Genomic DNA, 20790 nt, shown 5'->3' on the forward strand with positions numbered 1-20790 from the left:
TCCGCCTCGTTGCACTCGGCACCTCCCCCAATGGGGGAGGATTATCTGCGCGAACTTACTCGCCGAAAGCCTCATCCAGAAACGCCGTCAGCGCGGCCCAGCTTTGCCGGTCGGCGCTTTGGTCATAGGCGATCGCAGGCAGGCCGCGGGCATCGCTGGCGGGGTCGGTGAAGCCGTGCTTGACCTTGGCATAGCTATGAAAATGCCAGTCGGCCCCGACCGCGTCCATTTCCTCCCAGAAGGCCATGACCTGGCTGCGAGGCACCATCGGGTCGGCATCGCCGTGGCAGATCAGGATGCGCGGCTTGATTGGCGCGGCGGCACGGCGCTGGGTATCGAGCAGCCCGTGAAAGCTGGCCACAGCAACCAGATCTTCCCCGGCGCGGGCGAGTTCCAGCACCGCCTGTCCGCCCATGCAGAACCCGATCGCGGCAAGGTTCAGACCCTGTGCCGCTTCATGCCCGCGCAGTGCAGCAACAGCTGCAGACAGCCGTGCACGGTAGTGATCGACATCGCCGCGCAGTGCTTCTGCAAGGGGGCGTGACGCTTCGAAGCTGGCAACCGGTTCGCCATAGAAATCGGCGATCATCGCGACATAGCCCAGATCGGCCAGCATCGCCGCGCGCCGTTCAATCGCGGGCAGTACGTTGGCGATGGTCGGGAACACCACCACCGCCCCGCGCGCCTGCCCGTGCGGACGCGCCAGCCACCCGGTCAGCGCGGTTCCGCGGTCGTGGTAAAGGGTCCGCTCAAGACCGCTCATTCAGGCAGGAAATCCGGGACCGAGAGATAGCGTTCGCCGGTATCGTAGTTGAAGCCCAGCACGCGGCTGCCGGCGGGCAGATCGGCCAGCTTCTGCTTGATCGCGGCGAGCGTCGCGCCGGAACTGATGCCGACCAGCATGCCTTCCTTGGTGGCGCACAGCCGGGCCATTTCCTTGGCATCGGCCGGATCGACCTGGATCGCGCCGTCGATCGACTGGGTGTGCAGATTGGCCGGAATAAAGCCCGCGCCGATCCCCTGGATCGGGTGCGGGGCAGGCTGGCCGCCGGAAATCACCGGGGAGAGCGTGGGTTCAACCGCATAGGCTTTCATGGCAGGCCACTTGACCTTGAGCGCTTCGGCGCAGCCCGTCAGGTGTCCGCCGGTGCCGACGCCGGTGATCAGTACGTCAATCGGACTGTCAGCAAAGTCAGTCAGGATTTCCTGTGCTGTGGTGCGGACGTGGACCGCGATGTTGGCGGGATTTTCAAACTGCTGCGGCATCCACGCGCCGGGGGTGGAGGCGACCAGTTCGTGCGCGCGTTCGATCGCGCCCTTCATGCCCTTTTCACGCGGGGTGAGATCAAAGGTCGCGCCATAGGCCAACATCAGGCGGCGGCGCTCGATCGACATCGATTCGGGCATGACCAGCACCAACTTGTAACCCTTGACCGCCGCCGCCATGGCCAGACCGATCCCGGTGTTGCCGCTGGTCGGCTCAACAATCACGCCGCCGGGCTTCAGGCTGCCGTCTGCCTCTGCCGCTTCGATCATGGCCAGTCCGATGCGGTCCTTGATCGAGCCGCCGGGGTTGGCCCGTTCGGCCTTTACCCAGACTTCGTGATCGGGAAACAGCCGCGACAGGCGGATGTGCGGGGTGTTGCCGATGGTGGCAAGGATCGAGTCGGCCTTCATGAGGGTTCTTCCTTCTGGCGGTATTGCGGCGCAAATGTCTTCGCGCGCTTCAATTCGGGGAATAGCACAGCCCACAGCCCTGTCACCACAACTGCTCCGGCACCGCCCAGCGCGACTGCCCCGACCGGGCCGAGCAGTGCCGCGGCCAGACCTGACTGCATTTCGCCCAGTTCGTTAGAGGCCGAAATGGCGAGGCCGGAGATCGAGGAGACACGCCCGCGCTTGTCATCCGGTGTGTTGAGCTGGGTCAGCGTGTTGCGGATGAACACCGAAATCGCATCGGCCGCCCCCAGCAAAGCCAGCATGGCGAGCGAAAGCTCAAAGTTCTTTGACAGGCCGAACACCAGCGTCGCAAGCCCGTAAACCGCAACCGACCACAGCATCTTCGCGCCGACATTGCGGGCGATTGGACGGAAGGCCAGGTACAGGGCAACCAATGATGCGCCAAGCGCCGGGGCGGCGCGCATCAGGCCAAGACCTTCGTCACCAACGTGCAGAACGTCATAGGCAAACGCGGGCAACATCGCAGTCGCGCCGCCCAGCAGCACGGCAAACAGATCAAGCGTGACGCAGCCCAGCAGGAAGCGTTCATGCCAGACGAATTTCGCGCCTTCGGCCATCAGTTTGAGCGGATGGGCCGCAGCAGCAGCCGGCGGGGCACGGTGGCGGATCGCGAGCAGCGAAACAGTGGCCAGCACGAGCATGCCGCTTGCATACCAATAGGGCAGGGCGTGATCCCGCGCGAGCAGGAATCCCGCCAGCGCCGGGCCGATCACCGCAGCGCTCTGCCATGCGATGGAACTGGTTGCGATCGCTTTGGGCAACAGTTCAGGCGACACCACGTTGGGCACGATGGCGCTTATCGCCGGGCCGATGAAGACCCGCGCCGCGCCATACAGCGCGGCCATGGTGAACAGCAGCGGCAGGGTCAGGATGTTCCAGGTGTTGGCCAGGGCCAGTACCACGGCGATCACCAGATCGATCAATGTCGCCACCGCGCCCACGTAGCGGCGGTCCATCCGGTCAGCCAGAACGCCCGCAAGCGGGGTCAGCAGCATGAACGGGATGAATTGCACCAGCCCCAGCATGCCAAGCAGGAATGCGGCGCGCGCCTCGCTGTAATGGTGGATCTCGCGGGCGATCTGGTAAGTCTGCGCCCCGATCACCACGACCATTGCGGTGGTGGCGCTGACGGAAATGAAGCGCGTAAGCCAGATCAGCCGATAGTCGCGATAGTGCAGGGGATGGGTGCGTTCGCTCACGCCCCTGCCATGGCAGGACCACGAACCCTTGCCAAGGCTGGACCTGCTTTGTGTGCGTAAACGCCTGCTTTAGCGCGGGCGGCGCAGGCGCGGATTGGGTTGGAGTGTGTCGATCATCCGCATGAAATCATCCAGTCGGATGATCCGTTCGAACTGAAAGCCCGATCGCTCGGGCGTGGCCCAGATCAGGTGCGCCTCAATCCGGCCGACCACCGGCAGGCGGATGACCACCCGCTCCCCGCGGGAAAGTTCCGGTACGCCCTCGGCCATAAAGCCGTGCGCCGAAAGGTTGACCACGCGCAGATGCACATCGCCAAGACGACGATGCTCTCCGATCACCTTGTGATCGACCGGATGGCGCGTCGCGCGGCGCAGATCGGTTACGGTCAGTTGAGCTCCTGCGCTCATGCCCGTGGTGCCTCCTGATGAGAATTCCAAGGAGAGCAGAATGCAACAATTTGCCGAATAAAGCGTAAACCCGGCAAATTGTTGCCGGATAACGGTTTTATGCCGGTTTGATCAGGCCGGACGGAGCACGCCGTGCTTTTTCTTGCCCGAACTGATCCGCACTTCGGCCCCGCCGGGGATGTGGAACGACTCGTCCGCAATCCCGTTTCCGTCGATTCTTGCGCCGCCGCCAGCAATCAGCCGCTTGGCTTCGCCCCGGCTGGCGGCAAAGCCGATCCCGACCAGCGCATCGATGATCCCCAGTCCCTCGGCGGGCAAAGCGAAGACCGGCAGATCCTCACCCACGCCGCCCCCGGCAAAAGTGGCCGCCGCAGTCGCTTCGGCAGCCGTGGCGGCTTCATCACCGCGGCACAGGCGCGTGACTTCGTTGGCGAGCACTACCTTGGCCTGGTTTATCTCGCTGCCCTGCAAGCTTTCCAGCCGGGCAATCTCGTCCAGCGGCAGGTCGGTGAACAGCCGCAGGAACCGGCCGACATCGCGGTCATCAGCATTGCGCCAGTACTGCCAGAAATCATAGGCCGGAAGCTGTTCCTCATTAAGCCAGACTGCGCCTGCCGCGGTCTTGCCCATCTTCGCCCCGTCAGCGGTGGTCAGCAGCGGAGTGGTCAGGCCGAACACTTCCTTGGCTTCCATCCGCCGGGTCAGTTCGATCCCATTGACGATATTGCCCCACTGGTCACTTCCGCCCATCTGCAGGCGGCAGCCATGCTGCAGCGCCAGTTCGCGGAAATCATAGGCCTGCAGGATCATGTAGTTGAATTCGAGGAAGGTCAGCGGCTGTTCGCGTTCGAGCCGCAACTTGACCGAATCGAAAGTCAGCATGCGGTTGATCGTGAAATGCGGCCCCACCTCGCGCAGCAGATCGACATAACCCAGCGCGGATAGCCATTCGTCGTTGTCCACCATCACTGCGTCAGTGGGCCCGTCACCGAACGTCAGCAGCCGTTCAAACACCGTGCGGATCGAAGCGATGTTGGCCCGGATCAGTTCCGGGGTGAGCATCTTGCGGCTCTCATCCTTGCCGGATGGATCCCCGATCTTGGTGGTCCCGCCGCCCATCAGCACGATCGGCTTGTGCCCGGCCTGCTGCAAGCGACGCAGCATCATGATCTGCACCAACGACCCCACGTGCAGCGATGGCGCGGTGGCATCGAAGCCGATATAGCCAGGCACGATCTGCTTCGCCGCCAGGGCATCAAGCCCCTGTGCGTCGGTCATCTGGTGGACATAGCCACGCTCGTCGAGCAGGCGGAGCAGGGTAGAGGTGTAGGTCATGCGTGCTTTCCGTTTACGGCGGCGCGCCTAGCACGGAGTTTGGCCGATTGGAAATGTTTGAACTGGCCTGTCATCGCGATCATCCAGCCAGTTCGGTGCGCGCCATCCAGGCCCGAATCGTTGGTATCGATAGCCACTGGCTAACCCTGCGCTGGCGGATCGAAGGCGCGGGCACGCTGGTTGTGCCAGTGTTCGCAGGCAAGCGCCGTGCAGACGGCCTGTGGCGAACGACCTGTTTCGAGCTGTTCATGCGGGCACCGGGCGCGGCCGAATACTGCGAGTTCAACCTCAGTCCGTCCGAGCGCTGGGCGGCCTATGATTTCACGGGCTACCGCGATGGCATGACCGAACGCGCCATGCCGCGCGATCCGGTTTGCACATTGCGGCAAGGGCAGGATCTGGCGATCTTTGACGCCGCAATCCCGCTGGATGCCTTGCCTCCGCTGCCATGGGACTATTCCCTGACCGCCGTGATCGAGGAAGAAGGCGGGCAGATCTCGTACTGGGCAATTGCCCACCCGCCCGGCAAGCCCGATTTCCACCATCCCGCTTGCTTCGCGGCGGCACTTGCGCCACCCAGCCAAGCATGAAGTTCGGCATCGACCGCCTGCTGGCGGACTCCACCCTCAGACAGCCTCTGCAAGGCAAACGCGTGGCACTCGTCGCCCACCCGGCAAGCGTAACCGAGAATCTCACGCATTCGCTCGACGCGCTGATCGCAGCGGGGGTCAATGTGACCAGCGCCTTTGGCCCGCAGCACGGGCTGAAGGGCGACAAGCAGGACAACATGGTCGAGACTGCGGACGAGCTTGATCCGCAATACAACATCCCCGTGTTCAGCCTCTATGGCGAAGTACGCCGCCCCAGCGGGCAGATGATGAGCACGGCCGACGTGTTCCTGTTCGATCTGCAGGACCTTGGCTGCCGGATCTACACTTTTGTCACCACGCTGCTCTATCTGCTTCAGGCCGCGCATGGCACCGGCAAGGCGGTGTGGGTGCTTGACCGGCCCAATCCCGCCGGGCGTCCGATCGAAGGGCTGACCTTGCTGCCGGGGCAGGAAAGCTTTGTTGGCGCGGGGCCGATGCCGATGCGGCACGGGCTGACACTGGGCGAAATGGGGCACTGGTTCATCCGCCACTTCGCACTGGATGTCGATTACCGCGTGATCGCGATGGAGGGGTGGGAGCCCGAAGGGCCGGGCCACGGCTGGCCGCAAGACCGCGTCTGGATCAACCCCAGCCCTAACGCCGCCAATGTCAACATGGCCCGCGCCTATGCCGGGACTGTGATGCTGGAAGGCGCAACTCTGTCCGAAGGGCGTGGCACCACCCGCCCGCTGGAGGTGCTGTTCGGCGCGCCCGATCTTGATGCCCGGGCGGTCCATGCCGAAATGCGGCGGCTTGCGCCCGAATGGCTCGCAGGCTGCGCGATCCGGGAATGCTTCTTTGAACCGACCTTTCACAAGCACGCCAAGACACTGTGCAGCGGGCTGATGATCCATGCCGAAGGACCGTTCTACGATCACCACGCGTTTCGGCCGTGGCGGCTGCAGGCGCTGGCGTTCAAGGCGATCCGGCGGCTCTATCCCGAATACGAATTGTGGCGGGACTTCCCCTATGAGTATGAGTTTGAGCGACTGGCGATCGATGTGATCAATGGTGGACCAGGCCTGCGCGAATGGGTTGATAACCCGGGTTCGACTCCTGCCGATCTCGAAGCACTGACCGCGCCGGACGAGGCCGCGTGGCGTGAGGAGATCGCCGACCTGTTGCTGTATCATCCAGGCGTGCAATGAAACTGACCCGCCGCCACGCGCTGAACATGACTGCACTGGCCGGGGCAGCGTCTGCGATAGGCCTCGCCCCGGTGCGCGCCGCAGAACCTGCGCCGCTGGTCAATCTGGTATCCGGCGCCAAACCGATCACTCCGGAAGAGCGGCTGACCCGCATTCATCTGCTGCAAGCCGCCTTGCGCAAGGCCGGGTTGGGGGCAATCCTGATCGAACCGGGATCGAGCTTGCTCTATTTCACGGGCATTGCCTGGTGGCGCAGCGAGCGGGTGACCGCATTGGTCGTGCCCGCCGATGGCGAACCGCTGGTGGTAACTCCATTCTTCGAAGCGCCGAGCATTCGCGAGATGTTGGCCATCCCCGCCGCGATCCGCACCTGGGATGAACCCGATAACCCGATGGCAGTCGTGGCCGGATGGCTGCGCGAGCAGCGACTGACCCGCCGCGGTTTTGCGATTGAAGAAACCGTACGTGAATTCATCCGCGATGGCCTGCAACGGCAGTTACCAGACCTTTCGATCCGGTCCGGAGCGGACATCGTCCGCCCGATCCGGATGCGCAAAAGCCCCGCCGAACTGGCGCTGATGCAGCTTGCAGCAACGATCACCGCAAACACCATGCGCTATACCGCGGGCAAGATCGAACGCGGGATGACCCCGGCGCAAATCAACGCGATCATGGCTGAAGCTACCAAACGCCAGGGCGCCGAAGGCGGCAACGGGCTGGTCTTGCTGGGAGAGGCCGCAGCCTATCCACATGGCACGCATCAACGCCAGGAAGTGCGCGATGGCGATGTCATCCTGCTTGATGCGGGATGCACGGTCCACGGCTATGTGTCCGACATATCGCGCAGCTTCGTGCTTGGCGAACCGGGAGCGGAGCTGCGCAAGGTCTGGCAGCAAGTCCGCACCGGCCAACAGATTGCCTTCGATGCCGCGCGGCCCGGCACGCCCTGCGGCGCGGTCGACGATGCGGTGCGGCGGTACTACGAACGGCTGGGTTATGGTCCGGGCTACAAGCTGCCCGGCCTGTCACACCGGACCGGGCACGGGATCGGGATGGACGGGCATGAACCGGTCAATCTGGTCCATGGCGAAAAGACCCCGCTCGATGCGGGCATGTGCTTCTCGAACGAGCCGGGGATCTACATTCCGGGCCAATTCGGAGTACGATTGGAGGACTGCTTTTACATGACCACCGATGGACCGCGCTGGTTTACCACGCCCCCTACCAGCATCGACCACCCATTTGACTGACCCGGCCGCCGCTCGCTGGAGCCATTCCACCCGCGTCATGCTGTGGGTGCTGCTGGTCGTCTATGTGTTCAACTTCCTCGACCGCCAGATCGTCAACATCCTGGCCGAACCGATCCGCAAGGATCTGGGGCTGAGCGATACGCAGATCGGGCTGATGACCGGGCTGGCTTTTGCCCTGTTCTATACGTTCCTGGGCCTGCCGATTGCGCGCTACGCAGACCGGCCGAGCACTGACCGGGGTCGGTTGATTGCGCTGGCCCTGGCCGTCTGGTCGCTAATGACTGCACTGTGCGGACTGACCACCAATTTCGTGCAATTGCTGCTCGCCAGGATCGGCGTGGGTGTCGGTGAAGCTGGTTGCACGCCCGCCGCCCACTCGCTTATCGCCGATCGGGTGCCTGCGGAACGACGGGCCAGTGCCATGGCCTTCTATGCGCTGGGGATCCCGCTGGGTTCACTGATGGGCATGGTGATCGGTGGCTATCTGGCGGACTGGATCGGCTGGCGCACGGCCTTTCTGCTGGTTGGCACGCCGGGCGTGCTGCTGGCGCTGGTCGTCCTGGCCCTGGTCCGCGATCCACCGCGTCCATCGATGGCGAGCCAGGGCCATGCCCCGCAAGGGCTGTGGGCAGCGATGAAGGAACTGGCCGGATCATCAACCTTCATGCTGGTGCTGGCAGCGGGATCGGCCTGCTCGTTCCTGTCCTATGGCAAGACCACCTGGGCGACGATCTTCTTCCAGCGCAGCCATGGGTTGAGCCCCAGCGAAGTCGGGTTCTGGTTCGGACTGTGGGGCGGTATTGCCGCGATGTGCGGAACATTTCTGGGGGGCTGGCTGGCCGATCGCTTCGGCAAGACTGACCGTCGGCATGTGGTGACCGGACCCGCGATTGGGATGTTGGTGGCCGTGCCGATCGCTTTCATGGCCTATCAGGCGAGTGATTGGCGGGTTGCCATGGCCCTGATCATGCTCCCGAACGCGCTTAACGCACTGTACTACGGCCCGATCTTTTCATCGGTCCAGGGTCTGGTCGCGCAGCGCCACCGCGCCGTGGCAAGTGCGATGCTGCTGTTCGGGCAAAACCTGATCGGTCTGGGGCTTGGGCCGCTATTCTTCGGGATGCTGTCTGACTGGCTCAAACCAGAGTTCGGGGCGGAATCGGTTCGCTATGTCCTTTACGGCGCCGCTTTCCTCGGGCTGGTCCCGGCGGCGCTGTTCTGGATTCTGCGCCCGCGCCTGCATGCCGAGCTTGATCGTCAGACGTAGTTCGCGATCCACGCCACCACTTGCGCCGATGGCAGCAGCAGCACCTGCGCCAGCATCGTACCCGCCAGCCGGCTGAAGCTGATCCACACGATCGTGCGCCGGAACAACGCCTCGCTGACCCGGCCTTCTGCCGCATCGTCGGTCATCACCGACAGCTGCGGATCAATCAGCGCGAACAGCAGGATCGTGGCGAAGCCGTTGATCACGGCGGACAGCTGGCTCGCGGTCACCCGGAATTCGGGGTTGAGGTATCCGGCATAGAGCGAGGCGACCACGCCGACCGTGATCAATGCCTGAGCCAGACAATTGGCCAGCAACACGCCCCAGCCGACGCCATGCGGTTTGCGAAGGCCGCGCAGGTGCGCCAGCGATGGTGGATGCATGGCATCGCGCACCGCCTTGAGCCCGGTGGGGGTGGCGGTTTTGAGGATCATCTTCGCGGTCGAACGGTGTTCCTGGAAGTAGCCGATCGCTTTCGCAAACAGCCGCTGCGCGGTTGGTACCAGCACGATCCCCAGCGCAACGGCAAGTGTCGCACTGCCCAGCACCATCTGGAAATCGGTGTAGAGCGCATCGCCCCCGCCGCCAACGATCCGCGTTTCGATCCGCTTCGCCAGGAACGGTCCGAGGAACGAGTTCGAGGTACGGCTGACCAGCACCAGAATGTTGAACAGCGCAAAGCTCATCGCAATCCGCCGCGTCCGCACCCCGGCGATCCGGGCGGCATAGGCCAGCGTGCCGATCAGGTTGATCCCGAAAGTCAGCAGGCAGATGATGATCAGCTGGCGGTCCACCCTCCGGCCTTAGCCGCGCCGGGGCAGCCTCACCAGTGTCAGGCCAGCTCCGTCAACAACGCCGTATCACCCAGCAGGTAGCTGGTCATGCTGAGCGCCCCGTCGAGCGTATCGTTGAACACGCCCACTTCATCTCCGGGCAGCCGCGCGCCCAGAGTGTAGAGCAGCGGCAGGTAATGCTCAGCGCTGTTGATTGCCGCGCCCGCTGCCCGATCGTCCGGGGCAAAGCGGGTGAGGGCGGCGTGATCGTTTTCGATCATTGCCCGGTTGACCCGCTCGCGGAATTCCAGCGCCCAGTCGGGCTGGGTCCCGGCGAGCTGCCGCCACAGTGCAAGGTTGTGGATCACATTGCCGCTGGCGATCAGCAGCACGCCTTCGTCGCGCAATGGGGCAAGGGCTTTGCCCAGCGCCACGTGGGCTTCGGCATCCAGCGTCCGGTCAAGGCTCATCTCGACCATCGGAATGTCCGCTTCGGGGTACATCGGTTGCACCACGCCCCAGGCGCCGTGATCGAAACCCCATGTGTCATCACGCTGGATTCGATCAGATCCAAGCAGCCGCTCGATCCGCGCCGCCAGATCATCCGATCCTGGAGCGGGGTATTGCATGGCGAACAGTTCGGGCGGGAAGCCGCGAAAATCGTGGATCGTGCGTAGAATCGGTCCCGTGGTGACATGCGTTTTGCCCTGCGTCTCCCAATGCGCCGACACGACCAGAATAGCCGTGGGGCGGGGGAGGAGCTGCCCCAGACGCTGCCAGGCGCGGCGCTCCGGAACATCGGAAATGACAGTCATCGGCGAACCGTGACCAAGGAACAAGGCGGGCATGCGGGCTTGGGTCATGGTTGCCAAGATGGGGCCATACAGTTCGTTGGCAAGTATGGGAAATGTTGGTGCGAGGAAAGGAAAGCCCTCTCCCCTGAAGGGGAGAGGGTTGGGAGTGGGGGATGGACGGCGCTTGCCTGCCCCCACTCAACTTCGGCTAGCGGGACAAGCCCGCAAGCCTTCGTATCTCTCCCCTGAGGGGGGAGAGCATCAGCTTCTCTCCCGCCCCGGTGCGGTTTCCGGCATCAGCAGCGCCGCCACCAGCCCCGGCACCCACACGGCAATCAGATACCAGGCAATCGCCATCGGCGTGCCGCTGGTCTTGATCATCCAGGTGACGATCAGCTGCGCGGTAGAGCCGAACAGCGTCAGCGGCAGGGTATATCCCATCGCGAAGTTCCGCGCGCGGCTGGCCTTTGACAGGCTTTCGCTGACCGCGACCACGAACACGCTGGAGATCCCGTTGGCGAGCCCGAACAAGCCGCAGGTGATCACGAATTTGGCCGGAGTAGGGTCGCCAATCAGCCACGCAAACAGCGGCCATGCACCCAGCAACGGCACAACCGCCGCAGCCAGGATCACCGGGCGCCGCCCAACTCTGTCACTCAGCCAGCCCGCGCCGAGCCCCGCGATCACCCCGGTGACATAGGACAGGAACTGCCCGGCCAGCGCCTCGGTCTGCGGCATTTTCAGCGAGGCCTGCGCGAAAGTGGCGAGGTAGTTGAGGATGTAGCTGGTCGAGGTTCCGGCGGAGAACAGCACAAAGCCGAGCCCCATGATCCGCCATTCGCGCCGCGTCGGGGGCGGGGCCTTGGCCGCGCGTTCCTCCAGCCCGTGCGTTTCGGGCAAAGTCCGGCGCACCCACAATGCATAGGGGATCACCACCAGCCCCAGTCCCAGCGCGATCCGCCAGCCATAGTCGGCCAGCTCCGCTTTGGTCAGCACCAGGCTCAGCACCAGTCCCACCAGCGCCCCCATGCCGCCTGCAGCCAGCTGAGTCACCCGTTGCAGACTGCCGATCAGCCCCCGATGCGTATGGGCCGAAGCCTCGATCAGGAACGCGGTCGAAGGGCCAACTTCACCGCCCAGCGCAAAGCCCTGCAGCAGCCGCGCTGCCACCGCGATCACCGGCGCGGCGATCCCGATCTGCGCATAACTGGGGGTCAGCGCCAGCCCCGCGATCCCGGCTCCCATGCAACCCAAAGTCAGCAGCAAGGCCGGCCGCCGCCCGTGGCTGTCGGCATAGGACCCGATCAGCCAGGCCCCCAAAGGCCGCGAAACAAACCCCGCGCCAAAGGTCGCCAGACTGGCGATCAGCGAGAGGTAGGCATTGTCAGAAGGAAAGAACGCCTGCCCGATCTGGATCGCGAAGATCGAATAGACCAGGAAGTCATAGAACTCGATCGCGTTCCCGACCGTCGCCCCGACAATCGCGCGGCGGGCGTTGTGGTGGGGCGTCGATGCCATCATTCGTCACCGGCGGTAATGAATGCGCGATCTGGTCCTGACCAGATGAACCGCGAACCCACCGGTTCGTCGATCAGGCGCAACCAGCGGTCGTCCTGATTGAGCACCGGCCCGATCGCCACATATTGTGGAGCCTTCTCCAAGCGCTCATCTTCGGCGATTCCTTCATCCGTTCCGCGAATGCGCCAACCACTGTCGGGGTACTTGTCATCAGGTTGTCCAAGATCGTCATCCTCGCGGTAGAGGTAGTCGACATTGCTCCGACCATCGAGAACACAGGCATCGACCAGACAGCGCTCCCAATACCAACGCTTGGTTGGTTCTTCCGGTCGCAAGCGTCCTTCCGCAAATTCTATGTCGATCACATGGCTACGAGGCACGCGGACTGAGGTATATATCGGCAATTGCGGGATGTCGGTGGGCGTGTTGACCAGACGTCCGACGAAATCGTCACCGTCAACACTATCGACCTCAACCCACATGCGCTCCGCCCCAAACTTGCGATCAGGTGGATCGGGCCGAAAGATTGCCTTGACCATATCGCCCGCAGCAATCGCTCGAACCATATCTTCGCTCGGCAGATAGAAGGTATACGGCGCACCCGCCGCAATCGGTCGCGGGTCATCCAGGTTCCACGTACCAAAGCGCTTGCTGCGCCAATCCCTGAGTAAGCCACGCAGCCCCATCAATGCTTCTTGCGGGTCAACTCGCGCATCGCGTTGTCGAGGCCTTCCAGCGTCAGCGGGAACATCGAGCCGCCCACTGCCTCGCGGATCATCTTGGTCGATTGCGAGTAGGACCACTGCTTTTCCGGGACCGGGTTGATCCACACCGTTGCCGGATAGACGTGCGATACGCGTTGCAGCCAGGTGCTGCCTGCTTCCTCGTTGAAGTGTTCCACTGATCCGCCCGGGTGGGTAATCTCATAGGGGCTCATCGCCGCATCGCCGACGAACACCACCTTGTAGTCATGCCCGTACTTGTGGAGGATATCCCAGGTGTTGGTCCGCTCGCTCCAGCGGCGGGCGTTGTCCTTCCACACGCCTTCGTAAAGGCAGTTGTGGAAGTAGAAGAATTCAAGGTTCTTGAACTCGGTCGTCGCGGCGCTGAACAGTTCTTCGACCAGCTTGATGAAGGGATCCATCGATCCGCCGACGTCGAGAAACAGCAGCAATTTGACCGCGTTGTGACGTTCCGGGCGCATCTTGATGTCCAGCCAGCCCTGCCGCGCGGTGCCTTCGATCGTGCCGTCCAGATCAAGCTCGTCGGCATTGCCTTCGCGGGCAAAGCGGCGCAGGCGGCGCAGCGCGATCTTGATGTTGCGGGTGCCCAGCTCCCGCGTGTTATCCAGGTTCTGGAACTCGCGCTTTTCCCACACCTTCAGCGCGCGCTTGTGCTTGCTTTCGCCGCCGATCCGCACGCCTTCAGGGTTATAGCCGCTGTTGCCATAGGGGCTGGTCCCGCCAGTCCCGACCCACTTGTTGCCGCCTTCGTGGCGCTTTTGCTGTTCTTCGAGCCGCTTTTTCAGCGTCTCCATGATCTCTTCCCAGGATCCCAGCTTTTCAATCGCCGCCATTTCCTCGGGCGTCAGGAACTTCTCCGCGACGGCTTTCAGCCAATCCTCGGGCACATCGACCGGGTTCTGGCCGTAATCGCTCAGCAGGCCCTTGAAGACCTTGTTGAACACCTGGTCGAACCGGTCGAGCAGGCCTTCGTCCTTCACGAAGATCGCCCGGCTGAGGTAATAGAACTGCTCAGGCGTCTGCTCGATCGCATCCTTGTCGAGCGCTTCGAGCAGGACCAGATGCTCCTTGAAGCTGGCCTTGATACCGGCAGCGCGCAGTTCGTCGACGAAATTGAAGAACATCGGTTCGGGCCTTCAGCTGGCGGGTGGTTGACACCCAACAGGGGGGGAATTTTTGCGCGAAATCGCGGTTAAATCATTATTGTACAGCGGGTTGGACGAATTTCCGCTCGGAAATGTGTGCACTTCCATTTCGCTCGCTTCCGCCCCCGGGGAATCACTCTTGCCAGCGTGGTATCAGATTGTCGGCCTGTAGGAAAAAGGTGGTTTAACCGATCGATGAAATTTCCGTCCTGGCACGGCAATCGCATTCACCGAGAAGTTTCAGGTTGAGCGCGTCCCCGTCCCGCTTGCGGGAGGGGGGGAGTTGGCACCTGCTTCAACCCCGCTCCTCAGGCCGATGCACCCAGGCCACCAGCACGAACGAGATATACATTAGCAGATACCACGCCCCCAGCTTGGCCGGGCTGACCATCGCCCAGCCGTGGTTCTGGCTGGGATAGCGCCAGGCATTGGCATAAGTGCCCAGATTCTCGGCAAACCAGATGAACAGCGCGACCAGGAACCAGCCCAGCAGCAGTGGCATCCAGCGGTCCTGCCGCCAGACGCGGAACCAGATCCGGGTGCGCCAGAACAACAGGCCCATGGCGGCAAACAGGGCGAGGCGAATGTCCACCAACCAGTGGTGGGCGAAGAAATTCACATAGATCGCCAGCGCCAGCAGCCCGGCCAGAACCGGCCTGGGATAACCGGAATACCGGAAATCAAAAATCCGCCAGACCCGCGCGATATAAGAGCCGACCGCAGCGTACATGAAGCCCGAAAACAGCGGTACACCGCCAATCCGCAGCAAGCTTGGCTCGGGATAGAGCCACGATCCGGCGCTGGTCTTGAACAGTTCCATCACTGTTCCGACCACATGGAACGCCAGGATCACTTTGGCCTCTTCCCACGTTTCCAGCCGGAAACCCAGCATCGCCAATTGAATCAGCAAGGCCATCAGCGTCAGGAAATCATAACGGGCCAGCGCGGCGTGCTGAGGATAGAAGAAATGTGTCCCCAGCAGCAGCGCCAGCATCAGGCCGCCGAACAGGCAGGCCCAGCCTTGCTTGAACCCGAACAGCAGGAATTCGTAGATCCAGCTGTGCCAGCCCGGACGCGGCTCAAACGCTTCCAGCCGCGCGCGGATTCTGGCGAAGCGGGTGTGCGTGGGGGCAGGGGTGTTCACGCGCGATCACTCAAGACTTGTATGCAATACATACAATCTATAGGCTCGATGCAAACAAAGAGGATGTCTGCCAGATGCTCAAGCTTTACTCCTTCGGCCCGGGTGCCAACTCGCTCAAGCCCTTGCTCACCCTCTATGAAAAGGGACTGCCGTTCGATGGCCAGCGGCTTAACCCCGCCACCTTTGAACATCACAGCGATTGGTTCAAGGCGATTAACCCGCGCGGGCAGGTGCCGGCGCTGGTCGATGGAGATCGGGTGATCACCGAAAGCACGGTGATCTGCGAATATCTGGAGGACAAGTACCCAACCGAGGTCAAACTGCGCCCTGACGATTTGGCCGACCGCGCGGACATGCGGGTCTGGACCAAATGGGTCGATGAATATTTCTGCTGGTGCGTTTCCACCATCGGCTGGCAGCGCATGGTCAGCCAGATGGCCAAAGCGATCAGCGCCGAAGAATTCGAGGAACGGATCAAGGCGATCCCGATCCCCGAGCAACAGCTCAAATGGCGCCGCGCCCGCGATGGCTTCCCGCAGGACTTGCTCGACGAGGAAATGCGCAAGATCGCGGTTTCCGTGAAGCGGCTGGACGATCACCTGCGCGATAATGAATGGTTGGCAGGCGGGATGTATAGCCTGGCCGACATCTGCAACTATGCGATCGCGGGGGGCATGCAGTTCGGTTTTGCCGAGCTGGTCAACAAGCAGGACACCCCCGGCCTGATCCGCTGGATCGAACAGATCGCCGCGCGCCCGGCAGTGAAGCAGATGTATGCCGAAGTGCCGATGGAGCGGCTCGCGGCGAAAGATTGAGTCTGCATCTCCCCTCCCGCTTGCGGGAGGGGGCAGGGGTGGGCCTGAGGCCGCAGGCCTCACACGGTACCGCTCCGCCGGAGCCCCACCCCCAGCCCATCCCGCAAGCGGGAGGGGAGATCCAGCATCGTGACTTGCATCAAGGTTCGGATCACCTGTCCCATCCCGGAACAAATTCCGTCACTTAGGTCCAATTCCGGCCCTTTGCCGGCAAAAAGAATCGTTGGTGGGCCGGACCGACGCGGTTAACCGTTAACCAAGGCGTTAACGGATTTTTAACTATGATCTGGCGGGCGGCAATGGTGGCTGGCGTGCTGGTGCTGTTTGCACTGGCGGGCTTTGTCGTGCCCGGCCTTTTGCCAGACGGGAATGAGCGTTCAGCGAGCGCACTCGCCGCAGTGCCGCCGCCCGCGCCAAAGCCGGCGCCGCCCAAACCGGCCGAGCCGCCAGCGGTGGAATCCGTGCTGCGTTCCGGCGTGCTGATCGTGATCAGCAAGGCATCGCAGAACATGTTCGTGTTCAAGGATGGGGCCCTGTGGGCAACCGCACCGGTTTCCACGGGCAAGCGCGGGCATTCCACCCCGGCGGGGATCTTTCCAATCCTGCAAAAGCGGGTGTTTCACCGCAGCAATCTCTACAGCAACGCGCCGATGCCCTATATGCAGCGCCTGACGTGGAGCGGGATCGCGATCCATGCCGGGCGCCTGCCGGGCTATCCCGCGTCGCACGGTTGCATCCGCTTGCCCCACGCCTTTGCCAAGCAATTGTTCGCGCTGACCCGCGCGGACCGGACCACGGTGGTGGTGGCGAACGAACCGCTGAAAACCGAAAGCAATGCCAAGACCCTGGCGCTGATGCGCTATCCGGTCCAGCCAGACACCGCGCTGGCGGCCAGCATCCCGGCCCGTCCGCCCCGGATAGAGCCCGCGCCGATGGCCTATCCCACGGCCAGCATTGCCCCTGTTGCCGCAATCCTTCCCGCGCCGTCAGCCTTGTCCGGTGGCCAGACCATCCAGCTGACTGCCGCACCCACGCCTGCTCAGGCCGAAGCGCACTGGGCCCAGCTGGTCAGCGCCAGCCCGGAACTGGCGCGATTGCAGAAAGTGGTGATCCCCGCCGTGGTCGGCACCCGCCGCGTATATCGCCTGCGGGCCTCCGCACCGAACGCCTATGCAGTCTGTTCGGCGCTGAAAAGCCGCGGGATTGCGTGCTTTAATGTGAGTTAGACAAGATCCCCCCCCTTGGGGGAGGTGCCCCGCAGGGGCGGAGGGGGGCAGAAAGGGCTTGTGTGCGCCAGCGCGCAGCCGCTGACGCGGCGTTACTTGCAATGTCCCCATCCGTCAGGGCTTTGCCCTGCCACCTCCCCCAAAGGGGGGAGGATTTAGGTGGAAGCTCAGTTCTGCCGCCGTGCCATGAAGGCCAGACGTTCGAACAGCATCACGTCCTGCTCGTTCTTGAGCAAAGCGCCATGCAGCGGCGGGATCGCCTTGGTCGGGTCTTTCTGCTGCAGCACATCCAGCGGCATGTCTTCGTTGAGCAGCAGTTTCAGCCAGTCGAGCAGTTCGCTGGTGGAGGGCTTTTTCTTCAGCCCCGGCACTTCGCGCACTTCGTAGAACACGTCCATCGCCTTGCTTACCAGGGTCTTCTGGATGCCGGGGAAGTGGACGTCGATGATTGCCTGCATCGTGTCGCGATCGGGAAACTTGATGTAGTGGAAGAAGCAGCGGCGCAGGAACGCGTCGGGCAGTTCCTTTTCGTTGTTGCTGGTGATCACCACGATCGGGCGTTCCTTCGCCGCGATCCGTTCCTTGGTTTCGTAAACATCGAAGCTCATCCGGTCGAGCTCCTGCAGCAGGTCGTTCGGGAACTCGATGTCGGCCTTGTCGATTTCATCGATCAGCAGCACCGGCAATTCGGGCGCGGTGAAGGCTTCCCACAGCTTGCCCTTCTTGATGTAGTTCGAAATGTCGTGGACGCGCTCGTCACCCAACTGGCCATCGCGCAGACGGGCAACGGCATCGTATTCATAGAGGCCTTGCTGCGCCTTGGTGGTGCTCTTGACGTGCCATTCGATCAGCGGTGCGTTCACGGCCTTGGCGATTTCATGGGCCAGCACGGTCTTGCCGGTGCCGGGCTCACCCTTGACCAGCAAGGGACGGCGCAGCAGCACCGCAGCGTTTACCGCCACTTTCAGATCATCAGTGGCGACGTAATTGCTGGTGCCTTCGAAACGCATGGGTTCTCCCCCGGAATGTTTAATCGCTTGGTTAAGCGATAAGCGGCGGGAAGAACGGTGGCAAGAGGCTACTTTTCGACAGGAACCAGCCAGACGGAATTAGGGCGCCGCAGCCATAAATGGCGCGGCGCCCAGTTCCCCCATCCTGCTCCGGAACGGGGTCCCTCAACCCCGTGCGCGACCCGAAAGGCTTGGTTGCCTGCATCGCTAAAGCGAGCTAGGACGAAAGAATATAAAGAATTTGGGAATCTAGTCTCGTGATTGAATTGGCTGGCCCGGCCCTGTTGCACGAACTGTCTCAGCCCGCGCGCGATTGGCTGGGCCAGGTCGGCACCCGGCGGGCTTATGATGATGGCGAAATGATCCACCGCCGTGGCGATCCCGATCCGACCATGTGCGTGGTAATCGCCGGGCAAGTGCGGCTGACCCGGCTGCACGCCAATGGCACCCAGACTTTCGTCAGTTCGATCCAGCCGGGCCAACATTTTGGCGACATTCTGTTCCACGGCCGGGCCCGGCGCACACACGATGCCTGGGCGGTGGGGGCAGTACAGATCGATCACTATGACGAAGCCGCCTATTATCGGCTGCTGGCCCATCCCGAAGTGCTGCTGGCGCTTCACCGGATCACTGCGGCGCGGCTTTCGGGATCGATGTCGATGGCCGACGATCTGCGCGGCCTGCCGCGCGAACTGCACCTCGCCAAGATCCTGCTGGCGCTGCGGCCCGGGCCGGATGGTCTGGTGGATTGCGTGCAGGAAGATCTGGCGGCACTCCTCGGCACCTCGGTGATGACCCTGTCCAAGGCCCTGGCGCTGCTGCGCGCAGAGGGCCTGATCGAAACCGGCTATCGCTCGCTCAGGATCATCGACCGCAAGCGGCTGCGCCTGTGGCTGGCACAGCGTTCGCCCGAATAGCAAAACCCCCGCGCCGGCGGGGAGAGGGGGAAGGGCCGGCGCGGGGGTGGTGGAACCCTATTGCGAGGGGGTGGGCTCCACCGGAACTGCCTTGCGCCGCAGCCAGCGCCAGCCCAGCACGGCGAGTGCGATCAGACCGACCCACGGCAGGGCGATACCGGCAACCAGCGCGAGGAACGACAAGGCCGCCCCCGCGCTCGACAGCGAGGCGCTGGCGGCCTTGCCGAAAGTCGAGCCATTGCCGCTGAGGAGTCCGTCACTGGAATAGGCAAAGCTGACCGGCGTGGTAGCGATCGACGCTTCCTTGACCTTGCGGTCCTGCGCCGCACCGCGCAGCTGTTCACGCAGGGCGGCGATCTGTTGTTGCAGTTCGACCCGTTCCGCACTGGTCAGGCCCTTGGCGGCGAGTCGCGCTTCGATCCGGGTTACCTCGGCCTGTTTGGCGGCGCTGTCAGTTTGGCTGAGTTTTATCGCGTCCCCGGCGTTCTCGCCCGTGATCTGCGCCTTGTCGAGCTTGCCTTCGGCAGCTTCGATCGCCTTGATCCCTTCGCTGCCAAACTGGTGAGCGCTGTCAGGGGCGAGCAGGAAATCGATCCGCGCGGCAACTTCGCCTTCGCGCGGCTGTTCGTAATTCATGCCTGTAACCCGGCAGCGGGTGGTGCCAAGCCGCGAGCAGGCCTGGGCATGCTGCTGCTGGACGTCGGAGATTGCCTTGGCGGGGAGGAGGAAGCTGTAATTATAGGCAAAGGCCACCCCGGGTGCGACCGCGCCGGAGATGGCTGGGCCGGCTTCATTTGAGCTGGAGGCTGCATCGGCAGCGGGCGGGGTGGCATCTTCGCTCTTCTGTGCGGAACAAGCACTGAGCAGCAGGGCAGTGGCGGTGGTCAGGAGCAGGGGGGACTTGCAACGCATCGGGGCTCTCCCAATCGAGCATAAGGGGCGTATCTACCATTTTGGTACAGTTATACGTCTATCAATTTGGTAGAGAATGACAAGCGTCAAAAATGCGTTGAATCAACGGTTATCTGCTAGAGCCAGAAATGGCAGAATTCAGCGGTCTTGCAGGCCAAAATGAAGCACCACGCGGTCATTCGCGGGCACGGTCAGGCGAAAGAGCGGGTGCCCGTCTTCCTGTTCGAACGGGTGATCCGCATCGACGATTCGCTGTGCGCCATAGACATCGAACTTGAGCTCAAACCGGATCGGGGCGGAACCGGCATTGGACAGTTCAACCCGCTGCACCTGCTGGCTCTTGCTGATCCGGCTGCTCAGCACGGCGGGCAGCGGCGCCAGCAAGTCTTGCGGTGAATCCATCCGCAACATCGTGCGCCGGACCGTCACATCAGGGGCCGCACCAAGCCGCAATTCAACTTTCTCGCCATCGGCGGTGTCTGCCAGGGTGGGTTCGCCGACCAGCATCGTGCGGCCTGCATGGTCCTGCTCGATCAGGAAGGCCCCGGCCGGCAACGGCAGGCCCAGTTGGTGCGCCTTGTCATTGCGGGTGCGCAGGATCACTTCGGCGGTGTAGCGATCATCGGCGCGGTACCAGCTCGAGGTACCAAGCCGCTGGGTATAAATCCGTTCAATCGGTACCCCGTGCTGCTCAATCAACCGGGTCTGCTTCATCTGCCGCGCGGCCACGGTGGTGCGTTGGGGGACGCGATAAAGCTTCAGGTCGCCAAGCTGCTCGGCTTGCGGCGGGGGCGGG

20 protein-coding genes and 1 pseudogene are annotated in these 20790 nt (G+C 63.0%); 7 read left to right on the forward strand and 14 right to left on the reverse strand.

Features of this window, described 5'->3' with window-relative positions; all coding sequences use genetic code 11:
- Positions 1–55: 55 nt before the first annotated feature.
- The 5 genes from MNBBLIKP_RS08270 to tyrS form a co-directional block, all read right to left on the reverse strand.
- Positions 56–763 carry a dienelactone hydrolase family protein gene (locus MNBBLIKP_RS08270; RefSeq protein ID WP_088309346.1) on the reverse strand — a complete coding sequence of 236 codons (708 nt, stop codon included), beginning with the start codon at positions 761–763 and terminating at the stop codon, positions 56–58.
- A complete protein-coding gene (cysK, locus tag MNBBLIKP_RS08275; protein WP_088309349.1) occupies positions 760–1677 on the reverse strand; it encodes a cysteine synthase A in 918 nt (305 codons plus the stop codon). Before cysK ends, MNBBLIKP_RS08270 begins: the two co-directional genes overlap by 4 nt.
- Positions 1674–2939, reverse strand: a complete 1266-nt coding sequence (locus tag MNBBLIKP_RS08280; RefSeq protein ID WP_088309351.1) for an MFS transporter — start codon at positions 2937–2939, stop codon at positions 1674–1676. The genes cysK and MNBBLIKP_RS08280 overlap by 4 nt, the downstream gene beginning before the upstream one ends.
- A 69-nt stretch (positions 2940–3008) precedes the next feature.
- Entirely contained in the window at positions 3009–3347 is a 339-nt protein-coding gene (locus MNBBLIKP_RS08285) for a PilZ domain-containing protein (RefSeq protein WP_088309353.1), read from the reverse strand.
- A 111-nt stretch (positions 3348–3458) separates the two neighbouring features.
- Positions 3459–4682, reverse strand: coding sequence for a tyrosine--tRNA ligase (gene tyrS / locus MNBBLIKP_RS08290; RefSeq protein WP_088309355.1), 1224 nt, complete (start codon positions 4680–4682; stop codon positions 3459–3461).
- A gap of 53 nt (positions 4683–4735) precedes the next feature.
- Between tyrS and MNBBLIKP_RS08295 the strand changes: the two genes are divergently transcribed.
- Genes MNBBLIKP_RS08295 through MNBBLIKP_RS08310 form a run of 4 tightly spaced genes read left to right on the forward strand, consistent with a single transcriptional unit; the run spans position 4736 to position 8997 of the window.
- A complete protein-coding gene (locus MNBBLIKP_RS08295; RefSeq protein WP_088309357.1) occupies positions 4736–5272 on the forward strand; it encodes a DOMON-like domain-containing protein in 537 nt (178 codons plus the stop codon).
- Positions 5269–6480, forward strand: a complete 1212-nt coding sequence (locus MNBBLIKP_RS08300) for an exo-beta-N-acetylmuramidase NamZ family protein (protein WP_088309359.1) — start codon at positions 5269–5271, stop codon at positions 6478–6480. The genes MNBBLIKP_RS08295 and MNBBLIKP_RS08300 overlap by 4 nt, the downstream gene beginning before the upstream one ends.
- Entirely contained in the window at positions 6477–7730 is a 1254-nt protein-coding gene (locus MNBBLIKP_RS08305) for a M24 family metallopeptidase (protein ID WP_088309382.1), read from the forward strand. The genes MNBBLIKP_RS08300 and MNBBLIKP_RS08305 overlap by 4 nt, the downstream gene beginning before the upstream one ends.
- A complete protein-coding gene (locus MNBBLIKP_RS08310) occupies positions 7723–8997 on the forward strand; it encodes a spinster family MFS transporter (RefSeq protein WP_254912970.1) in 1275 nt (424 codons plus the stop codon). The genes MNBBLIKP_RS08305 and MNBBLIKP_RS08310 overlap by 8 nt, the downstream gene beginning before the upstream one ends.
- On the opposite strand, the gene MNBBLIKP_RS08315 is transcribed toward MNBBLIKP_RS08310, so the two are convergent.
- From MNBBLIKP_RS08315 to MNBBLIKP_RS08340, 6 genes are all read right to left on the reverse strand, one after another.
- Positions 8988–9791, reverse strand: coding sequence for a lipid II flippase Amj family protein (locus tag MNBBLIKP_RS08315; RefSeq protein ID WP_088309363.1), 804 nt, complete (start codon positions 9789–9791; stop codon positions 8988–8990). The two genes, MNBBLIKP_RS08310 and MNBBLIKP_RS08315, sit on opposite strands and share 10 nt — an antisense overlap.
- 38 nt (positions 9792–9829) lie before the next feature.
- Entirely contained in the window at positions 9830–10633 is an 804-nt protein-coding gene (gene ygiD, locus MNBBLIKP_RS08320) for a 4,5-DOPA dioxygenase extradiol (protein ID WP_088309365.1), read from the reverse strand.
- Positions 10634–10825: 192 nt separating this feature from the next.
- Positions 10826–12085 carry an MFS transporter gene (locus tag MNBBLIKP_RS08325; protein WP_088309367.1) on the reverse strand — a complete coding sequence of 420 codons (1260 nt, stop codon included), beginning with the start codon at positions 12083–12085 and terminating at the stop codon, positions 10826–10828.
- The gene (locus MNBBLIKP_RS08330) at positions 12082–12768 is read right to left on the reverse strand and encodes an immunity protein Imm33 domain-containing protein (RefSeq protein ID WP_088309369.1); all 687 of its coding nucleotides are present in this window, start codon (positions 12766–12768) and stop codon (positions 12082–12084) included. Before MNBBLIKP_RS08330 ends, MNBBLIKP_RS08325 begins: the two co-directional genes overlap by 4 nt.
- Entirely contained in the window at positions 12768–13949 is a 1182-nt protein-coding gene (locus MNBBLIKP_RS08335; protein WP_088309371.1) for a vWA domain-containing protein, read from the reverse strand. The genes MNBBLIKP_RS08330 and MNBBLIKP_RS08335 overlap by 1 nt, the downstream gene beginning before the upstream one ends.
- Positions 13950–14265: 316 nt before the next feature.
- Positions 14266–15114, reverse strand: coding sequence for a DUF817 domain-containing protein (locus tag MNBBLIKP_RS08340; protein WP_088309373.1), 849 nt, complete (start codon positions 15112–15114; stop codon positions 14266–14268).
- Between the two features lie 74 nt (positions 15115–15188).
- Between MNBBLIKP_RS08340 and MNBBLIKP_RS08345 the strand changes: the two genes are divergently transcribed.
- The gene (locus MNBBLIKP_RS08345) at positions 15189–15929 is read left to right on the forward strand and encodes a glutathione S-transferase family protein (RefSeq protein ID WP_088309375.1); all 741 of its coding nucleotides are present in this window, start codon (positions 15189–15191) and stop codon (positions 15927–15929) included.
- A 281-nt stretch (positions 15930–16210) separates the two neighbouring features.
- Entirely contained in the window at positions 16211–17155 is a 945-nt protein-coding gene (locus MNBBLIKP_RS08350; RefSeq protein ID WP_254912971.1) for a L,D-transpeptidase family protein, read from the forward strand.
- A 167-nt stretch (positions 17156–17322) separates the two neighbouring features.
- Here MNBBLIKP_RS08350 and MNBBLIKP_RS08355 read toward each other — a convergent pair whose 3' ends face one another.
- Positions 17323–18165, reverse strand: coding sequence for an AAA family ATPase (locus tag MNBBLIKP_RS08355; protein WP_088309377.1), 843 nt, complete (start codon positions 18163–18165; stop codon positions 17323–17325).
- Between the two features lie 257 nt (positions 18166–18422).
- On the opposite strand from MNBBLIKP_RS08355, the gene MNBBLIKP_RS08360 reads away from it, so the two are divergent.
- A complete protein-coding gene (locus MNBBLIKP_RS08360; RefSeq protein ID WP_088309379.1) occupies positions 18423–19082 on the forward strand; it encodes a Crp/Fnr family transcriptional regulator in 660 nt (219 codons plus the stop codon).
- Between the two features lie 57 nt (positions 19083–19139).
- On the opposite strand, the gene MNBBLIKP_RS08365 is transcribed toward MNBBLIKP_RS08360, so the two are convergent.
- Positions 19140–19994 (reverse strand): DUF4349 domain-containing protein, encoded by an 855-nt coding sequence (locus MNBBLIKP_RS08365; protein WP_088309380.1) that lies wholly within the window; start codon positions 19992–19994, stop codon positions 19140–19142.
- A gap of 138 nt (positions 19995–20132) precedes the next feature.
- A pseudogene (locus tag MNBBLIKP_RS18025) lies at positions 20133–20790 on the reverse strand (hypothetical protein); the annotation flags it as partial.

Origin of the sequence: Novosphingobium sp. B 225, from assembly GCF_002198665.1 — a bacterium.
Lineage (GTDB): Bacteria > Pseudomonadota > Alphaproteobacteria > Sphingomonadales > Sphingomonadaceae > Novosphingobium.

What these genes read in the sequence shown, in the direction of transcription:
- ygiD (WP_088309365.1), bottom strand. Translation starts at nt 10,633, where the DNA reads ATGACCCAAGCCCGCATGCCCGCCTTGTTCCTTGGTCACGGTTCGCCG.
- cysK (WP_088309349.1), bottom strand. Translation starts at nt 1,677, where the DNA reads ATGAAGGCCGACTCGATCCTTGCCACCATCGGCAACACCCCGCACATC.
- MNBBLIKP_RS08365 (WP_088309380.1), bottom strand. Translation starts at nt 19,994, where the DNA reads ATGCGTTGCAAGTCCCCCCTGCTCCTGACCACCGCCACTGCCCTGCTG.
- MNBBLIKP_RS08295 (WP_088309357.1), top strand. Translation starts at nt 4,736, where the DNA reads ATGTTTGAACTGGCCTGTCATCGCGATCATCCAGCCAGTTCGGTGCGC.
- MNBBLIKP_RS08330 (WP_088309369.1), bottom strand. Translation starts at nt 12,768, where the DNA reads ATGGGGCTGCGTGGCTTACTCAGGGATTGGCGCAGCAAGCGCTTTGGT.
- tyrS (WP_088309355.1), bottom strand. Translation starts at nt 4,682, where the DNA reads ATGACCTACACCTCTACCCTGCTCCGCCTGCTCGACGAGCGTGGCTAT.
- MNBBLIKP_RS08300 (WP_088309359.1), top strand. Translation starts at nt 5,269, where the DNA reads ATGAAGTTCGGCATCGACCGCCTGCTGGCGGACTCCACCCTCAGACAG.
- MNBBLIKP_RS08325 (WP_088309367.1), bottom strand. Translation starts at nt 12,085, where the DNA reads ATGATGGCATCGACGCCCCACCACAACGCCCGCCGCGCGATTGTCGGG.
- MNBBLIKP_RS08335 (WP_088309371.1), bottom strand. Translation starts at nt 13,949, where the DNA reads ATGTTCTTCAATTTCGTCGACGAACTGCGCGCTGCCGGTATCAAGGCC.
- MNBBLIKP_RS08305 (WP_088309382.1), top strand. Translation starts at nt 6,477, where the DNA reads ATGAAACTGACCCGCCGCCACGCGCTGAACATGACTGCACTGGCCGGG.
- MNBBLIKP_RS08350 (WP_254912971.1), top strand. Translation starts at nt 16,211, where the DNA reads ATGATCTGGCGGGCGGCAATGGTGGCTGGCGTGCTGGTGCTGTTTGCA.
- MNBBLIKP_RS08285 (WP_088309353.1), bottom strand. Translation starts at nt 3,347, where the DNA reads ATGAGCGCAGGAGCTCAACTGACCGTAACCGATCTGCGCCGCGCGACG.
- MNBBLIKP_RS08270 (WP_088309346.1), bottom strand. Translation starts at nt 763, where the DNA reads ATGAGCGGTCTTGAGCGGACCCTTTACCACGACCGCGGAACCGCGCTG.
- MNBBLIKP_RS08355 (WP_088309377.1), bottom strand. Translation starts at nt 18,165, where the DNA reads ATGCGTTTCGAAGGCACCAGCAATTACGTCGCCACTGATGATCTGAAA.
- MNBBLIKP_RS08345 (WP_088309375.1), top strand. Translation starts at nt 15,189, where the DNA reads ATGCTCAAGCTTTACTCCTTCGGCCCGGGTGCCAACTCGCTCAAGCCC.